Origin of the sequence: Pedomonas sp. (assembly GCF_036515995.1) — a bacterium.
Taxonomy (GTDB): Bacteria; Pseudomonadota; Alphaproteobacteria; order Sphingomonadales; family Sphingomonadaceae; genus Pedomonas.
Map to the genome: position 1 here is coordinate 1 of NZ_DATBUP010000139.1, position 11,295 is coordinate 11,295.

The following is an 11,295-nucleotide window of genomic DNA, read 5'->3' on the forward strand; positions in this document are numbered from 1 at the left end:
CTATGCGGAAAGATCGCTAGCACTCCAATTGCATGAGTGCTAACGGCGCGATTTATTGAACAACCGACCGGGGGCCGCTGTCGGTCTGGTCCTCGTAATTGAGCGAAGAGGTGACTGCATGTCTTTCCGTCCCCTGCACGATCGAGTGCTGGTGCGTCGTGTCGAGTCCGAGGCAAAGACCGCTGGTGGCATCATTATTCCGGACAGCGCCCAGGAAAAGCCGCAAGAAGGTGTGATCGTCGCTGTTGGCAGCGGTGCACGTGACGAGAGCGGCAAGCTCGTCGAACTCGATGTGAAGGCTGGCGATCGCGTGCTGTTCGGCAAGTGGTCGGGCACTGAAGTAAAGATCGACGGCGAAGAGCTGCTGATCATGAAAGAGTCGGACATCATGGGCGTGATCGAGGGCGGCGCCGCTCCGAAGGCCGCTCCGGCTCCCAAGGCTGCCCCGAAGGCTGCTCCGGCTCCGAAGGCTGCTGCTCCGAAGGCCGCTCCGAAGGCTGCTGCCGCTCCGGCGGAAACCCCGGCCCCGGCCAAGCGCGGCCGTCCGAAGGGTTCGACCAAGGCCGCCGCTGCTGCTGCTCCGGCCCCGGCCAAGCGCGGCCGCCCGAAGAAGAAGTAATCCGGCCTGACATCCCCCGAATTTTTGAATTTTGAGGAGCTGATATAATGGCAGCCAAGGAAGTGAAATTCGCCCGCGATGCTCGCGAGCGCATTCTGCGTGGCGTGGACATTCTGGCCGACGCCGTGAAGGTGACCCTGGGCCCGAAGGGCCGCAACGTGGTCATCGAGAAGTCGTTCGGCGCTCCGCGCATCACCAAGGACGGCGTTTCGGTCGCCAAGGAAATCGAACTGAAGGACAAGTTCGAGAACATGGGCGCCCAGATGGTTCGCGAAGTTGCTTCGCGCACCAACGACCTGGCCGGTGACGGCACCACCACCGCCACGGTTCTGGCCCAGTCGATCGTTCGCGAGGGCATGAAGTCGGTTGCAGCCGGCATGAACCCGATGGACCTGAAGCGCGGTATCGATCTGGCCGTGACCAAGGTCATCGAAGACCTGCAGAAGCGTTCGCGCCCGGTGAAGAACAACGCCGAGATCGCTCAGGTCGGCACCATCTCCGCCAACGGCGAAGCCGAAATCGGCAAGATGATCGCCCAGGCGATGGACAAGGTCGGCAAGGAAGGCGTCATCACCGTTGAAGAGGCCAAGGGTCTCGACAGCGAGCTGGACGTGGTCGAGGGCATGCAGTTCGACCGCGGCTACCTGTCGCCGTACTTCATCACCAACCCGGAAAAGATGCTGGTCGAGCTTGAGAACCCGTATGTTCTCATCTTCGAAAAGAAGCTCTCCAACCTGCAGTCCATGCTGCCGATCCTCGAAGGTGTCGTGCAGTCGGGCCGTCCGCTGCTCATCATCGCAGAGGACGTGGAAGGCGAAGCGCTGGCGACCCTGGTGGTCAACCGTCTGCGCGGCGGCCTGAAGGTTGCTGCCGTGAAGGCTCCGGGCTTCGGCGACCGCCGCAAGGCCATGCTGGAAGACATCGCCATCCTGACCGCTGGCGAGATGGTCTCCGAAGACCTCGGCATCAAGCTCGAGAACGTCACCCTGAACATGCTTGGCCGCGCCAAGAAGGTGACCATCGACAAGGAAAACACCACCATCGTCGGTGGCGCCGGCAAGCCGGTCGACATCAAGGCACGCGTCGAGCAGATCCGCGCCCAGATCGAGACCACCACGTCGGACTACGACCGTGAGAAGCTGCAGGAGCGTCTCGCCAAGCTGGCCGGCGGCGTTGCCGTGATCAAGGTCGGCGGTGCGACCGAAGTCGAGGTGAAGGAGCGCAAGGACCGCGTGGACGATGCTCTGCACGCCACCCGCGCTGCGGTTGAAGAAGGCATCGTGCCGGGCGGCGGTACCGCTCTGCTGTACGCCACCCGCGCTCTCGACAAGCTGAAGGGCGCAAACGACGACCAGACCCGCGGCATCGACATCATCCGTCGTGCGCTGCAGTCGCCGGTGCGTCAGATCGCTGAGAACGCCGGTGTCGACGGCGCCGTGGTTGCCGGCAAGCTGCTGGAGAACAAGGGCACCGACCTCGGCTTCAACGCCCAGACCGAGAAGTACGAGGATCTGGTGAAGTCCGGCGTGATCGACCCGACCAAGGTTGTGCGCACTGCTCTGCAGGACGCAGCTTCCGTGGCTGGTCTGCTGATCACCACCGAGGCGACCATTGCCGAACTGCCGAAGGACGAAGCTCCGATGCCGGCAATGCCGGGTGGCATGGGCGGCATGGGCGGCATGGACTTCTAAGTCCGGCTGCTTGTTCGACCAGAACACGCACAAGCGGAAAGGCCGTCGGAGACATCCGGCGGCCTTTTCGCTGTTTGAGGGACATGCCCACCGGTTCGGGCAGGTTTGGGCCGGGGGCTCGGCAATATTGAAGTATATGGATATCCCCTCCCGCTGCCGCCGGGGGTTAGGATGGCCATGACGGAAAAGTCCACGAGCGCCCCAAATGGGCTTTCCGTCCGATGGCCAGGGAGTGGGAGGTCCAGTTCTGTGCGGTTGCCCCCCGAAAGGTCCCCCGCGCTGCCTGCACCAGCGCCGGGTCCGGCAAGCGGAACTGGACTCCTGGCCGGGTATGAGAAGGGTCCGGGTATGAGAAGGGGCCGGGTATGAGAAGGGGCCGGGTTTAAGTATGGGCCGGTTTTCTGGCAGACCGGCATGACCCCGTTTTCGGCCGCCGCAGCGGAATAATATAATCATTGTAATTTTATTGCCGCGCTTCGTCTGGCCGATATGATGGCCGTCATGCACCATTGTTCCAACGGGGGACCCATGACAGCCATGCGCGCGGCACTGGCCGCTCTTCTTCTGTCCGCTTCGGCGGTTGCGACGCTTGCACCCTCACTTGCTCCGGCACAGGCCGCAGAGGCGGCAACGGGTCTTCAGCCCTACAGCCCGCGCGATCTGTTCGATCTGGAATATGCGGACGATCCGCAGATCTCCCCTGACGGGCGGCATGTCGTCTACGCGCGCGTCAGCATGGACATCATGACCGACCGCATCCGCCGCAACCTGTGGATCATCGATACGGCAACGGGCGAGCAGCGGCCGGTCTTCTCCGGCACGGCGAGCTATTCCAGCGCGCGCTGGTCTCCGGACGGCAAGCGGCTGGCGTTCGTCTCCTCCTTCGATGGGGCAACGCAGATCTACGTGCGCTGGATGGACACCGGCCAGCTTGCCCGCGTGACCAACCTGCCGCAGAGCCCGTCCAACCTTTCCTGGTCGCCGGACGGCAAGTGGCTGGCCTTCACCATGTTCGTGCCGGAAGACAAGACGCCGCTGGCAAGCCTGCCGACGCCGCCCAAGGGTGCGAAGTGGGGCGATGCGCCGAGGCTGGTGGACGACGTGGTGTACCGCGCGGACGGTGCCGGTTTCCTCGAGAGCGGCTTCTCGCAGGTGTTCCTTGCCCCGGCCGATGGCGGCAGCCCGCGCCAGCTGACGACCGGGCGGTACGATCACAGCGGCACGCCCTCCTGGGCACCGGACGGCCAGAGCCTGTTCATCTCGGCCAACCGCAGCGACGATGCGGTCTATCAGCCCGCCAACAGCGAGGTGTATGAGGTCGCGCTGGCCGACGGCAGCATCCGCCAGCTCACCACCCGCAACGGGCCGGACGAGCGGCCGGTCGTCTCGCCGGACGGCAAGCGCATCGCCATCCTCGGCTTTGATGACCGCAAGCTCGGCTACCAGATCGCACGCCTTGAAGTGATGGACCGGGACGGCGGCAACCGCCGCGTGATCTCGGCGAACCTCGACCGGGATGTGGAAAACCCGGTGTGGCGGGCCGACGGCAAGGCGCTGTTCGTGCAGTACGACGACAAGGGCACGACCCGGCTGGCGGAAATCAGCCTCGACGGGCAGGTGCGCAACCTTGCCGCCAACCTCGGCGGCACGGACATCGGCCGGCCTTACGGGGGCGGCAGCTTCTCCGTCTCGAAGAACGGCAAGGTGGCGTTCCTGACCACGACGCCCAAGCGCCCGGCCGACGTCTCGCTCTACAGCGGCGGGAAGGCGCGACAACTGACGGCGCTGAACGAGGACGTGCTCGCCTACCGTGATCTGGCCGACGCGGAGGAGATCTGGACCAAGTCCTCCGCCGATGGGCAGGACATTCATGCCTGGCTCATGAAACCGCCGGGCTTCGACCCCGCCAGGAAGTATCCGCTGATTCTCGAAATCCACGGCGGGCCGTTCGCCAACTATGGCCCGCGCTGGTCCGCCGAGATGCAGGCCTACGCGGCGGCGGGCTACGTGGTGGTCTATGCCAACCCGCGCGGCTCCACCAGCTACGGCGCAGACTTCGGCAACCTGATCCACCACAACTACCCGAGCCAGGACTACGACGACCTGATGAGCGTGCTGGATGCGGTCATCGCCAAGGGCTACGTGGACGAGAAGAACCTGTTCGTCACCGGCGGCTCGGGCGGCGGCGTGCTGACGGCCTGGATCGTCGGCAAGACCGACCGCTTCCGCGCGGCGGTGGTGGCAAAGCCGGTCATCAACTGGACCAGCTTCGCGCTGACGGCGGACAACGCGCCGTTCTTCACCCAGTACTGGTTCCCCGCCATGCCGTGGGAAGCGCAGGAGCACTACTGGAAGCGCTCCCCGCTCTCGCTCGTCGGCAACGTGAAGACGCCGACCATGCTGCTGACCGGCGAGGCCGACTACCGCACGCCGATGTCGGAGACGGAGCAGTACTATCAGGCGCTCAAGCTGCGCCGGGTGGACACCGCCATGGTGCGCATCCCCGAAGCCTCGCACGGGATGGCCAGCCGCCCGACCCAGCTCATCGGCAAGAACCTGAACATCCTCGCCTGGTTCGCCAAGTACCGCACCGATGCGCCGAACGGCGACGGCGCGGGGCCGGTGGCGGGCGTGAAGTAAGGGGTGTTTTCTTCAGGGGTTTTTCCAAGGGGGACTTGTCCCCCTTGACCCCCGTTCGTTTGATCGGGCCGTGTCCTTCAGGAAGGATGCGGCCTTTTCATTTGCTGGCTGAGGGACGCGACGGCGTTCACGCGCACGTCCCGCAAAACCCAGGGGTGCAGGGGACTGAATCCCCTGCGAAAAAGAAAAGGCAGCCCGAAGGCTGCCTCTCCCGGTTCGGCTGTGATGCAACCTGATCAGCTGCGGTAGTCGCCGTTGATGCTGATGTATCCGTGGGTCAGGTCGCAGGTGTAGACGGTGGCGCTGGCATCGCCGACGCCGACGTTCACGTCGATGACGATGTTGCGGCCGCGGATGTGCTCTACCACCGGCGCTTCGTCATAGCCTTCGACGCGCAGGCCGTTCTGGCAGATGACCGTGCCGCCGAAGGCGACCGACAACTTGTTGGGGTCGATGAGCGGGCCGGCCTTGCCGACGGCCATGACGATGCGGCCCCAGTTGGCGTCTGCCCCGGCGATGGCGGTCTTGACCAGCGGCGAGTTGCCGATGGACAGGCCGAGCGTGCGGGCGTCCTCGAAGGACTGCGCGCCTGCCACGTTGATGGTGATGAACTTCTGCGCGCCTTCGCCGTCCTTTACCACCAGGGTTGCCAGCTCGAGGCAGGCCTCGAGGAGCTTCGCCTTGAAGTCATCGAGGCGGGGGTCGGCGGCGTCGGTGACGGGGGCATGGCCGGCGGCCTGAGTCGCGAACATCTGCACCGTGTCGGAGGTGGAGGTGTCGCCATCCACCGTGATGCAGTTGAAGGTCTTCTCCACCGCGTCCCGCAGCAGGGTCGCCAGCACGTCGGCCGGGAGCCTGGCATCGGTGAACAGGTAGCCGAGCATGGTGGCCATGTTGGGCTGGATCATGCCCGAGCCCTTCACGAATCCGGAGAGGGTCACGGTCACGCCGTCAATGACGGCGGTCTGGGTGGCGCCCTTCGGGTAGGTGTCGGTGGTCATGATGGCGCGGGCGGCGGCTTCCCACACGCTTGCCTCGGTGGCGGGCCGTGCCGACTCGAGCGCGGCGGGCAAGGCGTCGATGAGCGTGCTCGCCGGGAAGGGCTCGCCGATCACGCCGGTGGCGGAGAACTGGATGGCTTCGGCTGCGCAGCCGAGGCGGGCGGACAGGCCCTCAGCGATGGCGCGGCAGGCGCGGTCGCCATCAGCGCCGGTGCCTGCGGTCGAGTTGCCGGCGGTGACGATCAATGCGCGGGCGGTGCCGCCTGCGGCCTGCGAGGCGTTGCGGCACCAGTGGACCGCCGGGCTTGCGGTCAGCGACTTGGTGTAGACGCCGGCAACGGTGGTGCCTTCGGCGAGCAGGGCAACGAGCAGATCATTTCGGCCGGGCTTGTAGCGGATTCCGGCATAGGTCATGCCGAACTCGACGCCCGCCACGGGGGCAAGATCGGGGAAGGAGGCAGGCGCAAGCGGGGATACCGCAAGATCTTGGGCCATCGGCGTTATCCGTTCAATCGGGACTGAAATACTGGGGCAGCAGGCTGCCGCGCGGGACAATGGTGGACGCCGACAGTTTTTGCAATCACCCGTGTTGCACGGCAGGCATGCGGGGCTTCATGTGGGGCTTCAGGCAGGGAACGGGCGCGGAAGCCGGAAGGGGGGCGTCAGCCGCGGCGGCTGCGCCATCGCTGGGACAGGCGCCAGCGCCAGATCAGGTCCACCGCCACGTAGCTGAGAATGGCGGCCACCACCGCGATGGCGAACAGGCCGACGGCGGTTGCGCCCAGGATGAGCGGCGCTTCCGACCACATGGAACTGAGCGAGCTCATCACTTCCCGGTGCTCGTCCGCCAGACCGAAAAAGTGCAGCGCCCGCATGCCGATGGCATGGGCGAAGATCAGGATGGGCGGCGTGGTGATGGGATTGGTGATGAAGGTTGCCAGAGCGGCCACAGCCACGTTGGCGCGCAGGGGCACCGAGGCCAGAGCCGCAAAGACCGTTTGCGCCACCGGAGTGAGAAACGCGAAGAACATGCCGATCGCGACGCCGCGCGCCACGGAGCGGCGGTTCATGTGCCACAGCGCTCCGTGCCCGAAGTGACGGGCGAAGGGCCGTATCAGGCGTGAGTTGAGGATCTCCTCACGCTGCGGCAGACGCTTCTTCCAGAATGACATCGCGATTACTCAGGGCAATACGACAGGGGGGGTCATGACGTTATGCAGGATTCTCTTAACGTGCGAAAGTGACTAAGCCGTTACGGCGAACCGGATCGTCGCATAATCGGTCCGGCTCGGCTGCTAGCAGCATTCGGAACGGTTTCGTATCACAGCCAGCGTTGACAGTTTCAGGGCGGGTTCCTATCTGCACAACGGCAATATCGGGTTTCAAAAGGCTGTTCTCAAGCCTCAGGGTCCGCTAAACAGCCCATCATTCATCCAATACTGGGGTAGCTTCATGCTCGGATTGGGCGCGATCGCGCGGCGTATTTTCGGTTCGTCTAACGAACGCTATGTTAAATCGCTGCGCTCTGTTGTCTCTCGCATCAACAGCCTGGAGCCGGAAATCTCCGCCCTGTCCGACGGTGACCTGCAGGCCCAGACAGACAAGTTCAAGGCCCGGCTGGCCGCAGGCGAATCTCTCGATGACCTGCTGCCGGAAGCCTTCGCCACGGTGCGCGAGGCCGCCAAGCGCGTGCTCGGCCAGCGCCACTACGATGTGCAGATGGTGGGCGGCATCGTGCTCCACCGCGGCGAGATCGCCGAGATGCGCACCGGTGAAGGCAAGACGCTGGTGGCGACGCTGCCGTGCTACCTCAATGCGCTGACCGGCAAGGGCGTGCACGTGGTGACGGTAAACGACTACCTCGCCAGCCGCGACGCCGGCACCATGGGCAAGGTGCACAACTTCCTCGGCCTGTCGGTGGGTGTCATCACCCACGGCCTGACGGACGAAGAGCGCCGCAACGCCTACAACGCGGACATTACCTACGGCACGAACAACGAGTTCGGCTTCGACTATCTGCGCGACAACATGAAGTACTCGCTGGAGCAGATGGTCCAGCGGCCGTTCAGCTTCGCCATCGTGGACGAGGTGGACTCGATCCTGATCGACGAGGCGCGCACGCCGCTCATCATTTCAGGCCCGACCGAAGACAAGTCCGAGCTGTACATGCAGGTGGACGCTGTCGTTAAGCAGCTCGTGGCCGAAGATTACGAGGTGGACGAGAAGCAGAAGTCGGTCATCCTGACGGAAGACGGCACCGAGAAGGCCGAGCGCATGCTCGAGGCCGCCGGGCTGCTGAAGTCGGAGAACCTCTACGACTTCGAGAACACGCAGGTGGTCCACCACCTGAACAACGCGCTGCGGGCCAACATCATCTTCCACCGCGAGACCGATTACATCGTGCGCAACGGCAAGGTCGTCATCATCGACGAGTTCACCGGCCGCATGATGGATGGCCGCCGCTGGTCGGACGGCCTGCACCAGGCGGTGGAAGCCAAGGAAGAAGTGGAAATCCAGCCGGAAAACCAGACGCTGGCCTCCATCACCTTCCAGAACTACTTCCGCATGTATCCCAAGCTGTCCGGCATGACCGGCACGGCCGCCACCGAGGCGCAGGAATTCTTCGACATCTACAAGCTGAATGTCGTCGAGATCCCGACCAACGTGCCGGTGAAGCGCAAGGACGAGCACGACGAGTTCTACCGCACCGCGCCGGAGAAGTTCGCCGCCATCGTCAAGGGCATCCGCGAGGCGCAGGAGCGCGGCCAGCCGGTGCTGGTGGGCACGGTCTCGATCGAGAAGTCCGAGCTGCTCTCCGAGTACCTGAAGAAGGAAGGCGTGCCGCACACGGTGCTGAACGCCCGCTACCACGAGCAGGAAGCCCACATCGTGGCGCAGGCCGGCCGCAAGGGCGCGGTGACCATCGCCACCAACATGGCGGGCCGCGGTACGGACATTCAGCTGGGCGGCAACGTGGACTTCCGCCTCAACGACGAATTCAGCCATGTGACCGACCCGGCGGAGATCGAGCGCATCCGCACCCAGCTGGTGGCCGAGGTGGAAGCCGAGCGGCAGGCGGTGCTGGACGCGGGCGGCCTGTTCGTGCTGGGCACCGAGCGGCACGAGAGCCGCCGCATCGACAACCAGCTGCGCGGCCGCGCCGGCCGTCAGGGCGACCCGGGCCTCTCCAAGTTCTACCTGTCGCTGCAGGACGACCTGCTGCGCATCTTCGGGCCGCAGACCCGCATGGACGCCATGCTGGTGAAGCTGGGCCTGCAGGAAGGCGAGGCCATCATCCACCCGTGGATCAACAAGGCCATCGAGAAGGCGCAGCACAAGGTCGAGGCGCGGAACTACGACATCCGCAAGCAGCTCCTCCAGTACGACGACGTGATGAACGACCAGCGCAAGGTCGTTTACGAACAGCGCCGCGACATCATGGAGAGCGAATCGGTCACCGACATCGTCAACGACATGCGGGCCGAGACGATCAATGCGCTGATCGCAGATGCCTGCCCGCCCAACTCCTACCCGGAGCAGTGGAACGTGGCGGGCCTCAAGGCCGAGGTGGAGCGCATCTTCGGCCTGGCCCTGCCCATCGAGGACTGGGTGCAGGAAGCCGCCGTCGATCAGGTGATGCTGGAGGAGCGGATCTCCGCTGCCGCGGCCCAGCAGATCGAGGAGAAGGTCGCGCAGATCGGCGACGACCTGTGGAAGCAGATCGAGAAGAGCCTGCTACTGCAAGCCATCGACCAGCACTGGAAGGAGCATCTGGCAACGCTCGATGCCCTGCGCCAGGTCATCCACCTGCGTGCCTATGCTCAGCGCAACCCGCTGAACGAGTACAAGTCCGAAGCCTTCGCCCTGTTCGAGCGCATGCTGGTCGCCGTACGCGCCCACGTGTCCGAGCTGATGTCGCGGGTGCACTTCCAGGCGCCGCCGCCGCTGGAGGTGCCGGAGAACATCGTGCCGACCCACATCGACCCGTTTACCGGGGAGAACGACGCCGCGCCCATTCCGGAGTTCGCCTTCGGTGCGGTGCCGGCCGGCGTGATGACCATGACCGCCCTGACGCCGCAGGAGGCCGAAGAGGCCCGCAAGGTCGCCGACCAGTACGGCCCGGCGTTCGACCCCGAGGACCCGGCAACGTGGGAACAGGTGGTCTCCCGCAACACGCCGTGCCCGTGCGGGTCCGGGCGCAAGTACAAGCACTGCCACGGGCGGGACTGATCAGGCCCCGGCGGGAGCGCCCCCAGCGGCCTTGCCCGCCCAACCGAGCCGACTTCAAGCGGCGTCTCTGGCTCATCGCCGGAGGCGCCGTTTTGCTGTCTCGCGTCTTGGTGCCCACCAGCGAATCGCCATCGGCGAGCGGGCGCAAATGGGTGCTGAGATCCTGCGAATCCGCACAAATTCTGATTCGCAGACCCGCCTGAAAACATGAGTGCGTCCATGCGAATCTCCCCCTGTTTCTCGTGATGCATGCCACCCGTATGAGATAAGGCCCCACCCGGTTCCGGCGGCGAATCCGGAGCGGCTCACGCCCGGTCTCAAACTTTAATGCCGAGGCCGTGTCGACCCTTTCAATTAGTCGTCTGTTTTGCTAATTTTATTGCGCTTCGTCACCTTGAACGGCGCAGGCACGGTTGGGGCGCTTACCCAGCGCCACGGCCACCTCTGGAAGAATCCCGTTGACGGGGCGAAGCCACGGCAATATAAGCCGCCGTCGCTCGTGGGTTGGTGGTCGGCATACGTCCGAGACGCTTCCCTATACGAGCAAGAGAGCTGACAGACGGAGTATATTGCGCGCTGGCCTCTGGAAGGGCTGGAAAAAGCGGCCCGTCCAGGCTCCGTTTTTTTATGCGCAAGCCTGCTTCGTTATTAGGGGCAGATAGAGATTGTGAGGCGGTAAAGGATGCCGACGATTAACCAGCTGGTCCGCAAGGGCCGCGAACCGCAGAAGGCCCGCAACAAGGTGCCTGCCATGGAGGCTTGCCCCCAGAAGCGTGGCGTCTGCACGCGTGTCTATACGACGACCCCGAAGAAGCCGAACTCGGCGCTTCGTAAGGTCGCCAAGGTGCGTCTGACCAATGGTTTCGAAGTAATCGGCTACATCCCGGGCGAAGGTCACAACCTCCAGGAGCACTCCGTTGTGCTTATCCGCGGCGGCCGTGTGAAGGATCTTCCGGGCGTGCGCTATCACATTCTGCGTGGCGTCCTCGACACCCAGGGCGTCAAGGATCGTCGCCAGAGCCGTTCGAAGTACGGCGCCAAGCGGCCGAAATAAGGAGTTTGACCGATGGCTCGTCGTCGTCGTCCAGAAAAGCGCGAAGTTCTTCCCGATCCG

Annotated in this window: 6 protein-coding genes and 1 pseudogene; 5 read left to right on the top strand and 2 right to left on the bottom strand. The window is 64.5% G+C overall.

Features of this window, described 5'->3' with window-relative positions:
* Window positions 1-118 precede the first annotated feature (118 nt).
* From groES to VIG90_RS10690, 3 genes and pseudogenes are all read left to right on the top strand, one after another.
* Window positions 119-400, top strand: a pseudogene (groES, locus tag VIG90_RS10680) (co-chaperone GroES); the annotation flags it as partial.
* A 266-nt stretch (window positions 401-666) separates the two neighbouring features.
* Window positions 667-2,310, top strand: coding sequence for a chaperonin GroEL (gene groL / locus VIG90_RS10685; protein ID WP_331593499.1), 1,644 nt, complete (start codon window positions 667-669; stop codon window positions 2,308-2,310).
* Window positions 2,311-2,838: 528 nt separating this feature from the next.
* A complete protein-coding gene (locus VIG90_RS10690; protein ID WP_331593500.1) occupies window positions 2,839-4,950 on the top strand; it encodes a S9 family peptidase in 2,112 nt (703 codons plus the stop codon).
* A gap of 236 nt (window positions 4,951-5,186) precedes the next feature.
* Here the strand turns inward: VIG90_RS10690 and argJ are convergent, their stop codons facing one another.
* Both argJ and VIG90_RS10700 read right to left on the bottom strand, forming a co-directional pair.
* The gene (gene argJ, locus VIG90_RS10695; protein WP_331593501.1) at window positions 5,187-6,446 is read right to left on the bottom strand and encodes a bifunctional glutamate N-acetyltransferase/amino-acid acetyltransferase ArgJ; all 1,260 of its coding nucleotides are present in this window, start codon (window positions 6,444-6,446) and stop codon (window positions 5,187-5,189) included.
* 167 nt (window positions 6,447-6,613) lie between these two features.
* Window positions 6,614-7,123, bottom strand: coding sequence for a DUF2062 domain-containing protein (locus VIG90_RS10700; RefSeq protein WP_331593502.1), 510 nt, complete (start codon window positions 7,121-7,123; stop codon window positions 6,614-6,616).
* 280 nt (window positions 7,124-7,403) lie between these two features.
* On the opposite strand from VIG90_RS10700, the gene secA reads away from it, so the two are divergent.
* Window positions 7,404-10,181, top strand: coding sequence for a preprotein translocase subunit SecA (secA, locus tag VIG90_RS10705; RefSeq protein ID WP_331593503.1), 2,778 nt, complete (start codon window positions 7,404-7,406; stop codon window positions 10,179-10,181).
* A 682-nt stretch (window positions 10,182-10,863) separates the two neighbouring features.
* The gene (gene rpsL, locus VIG90_RS10710) at window positions 10,864-11,235 is read left to right on the top strand and encodes a 30S ribosomal protein S12 (protein ID WP_331593504.1); all 372 of its coding nucleotides are present in this window, start codon (window positions 10,864-10,866) and stop codon (window positions 11,233-11,235) included.
* Window positions 11,236-11,295: the final 60 nt, after the last annotated feature.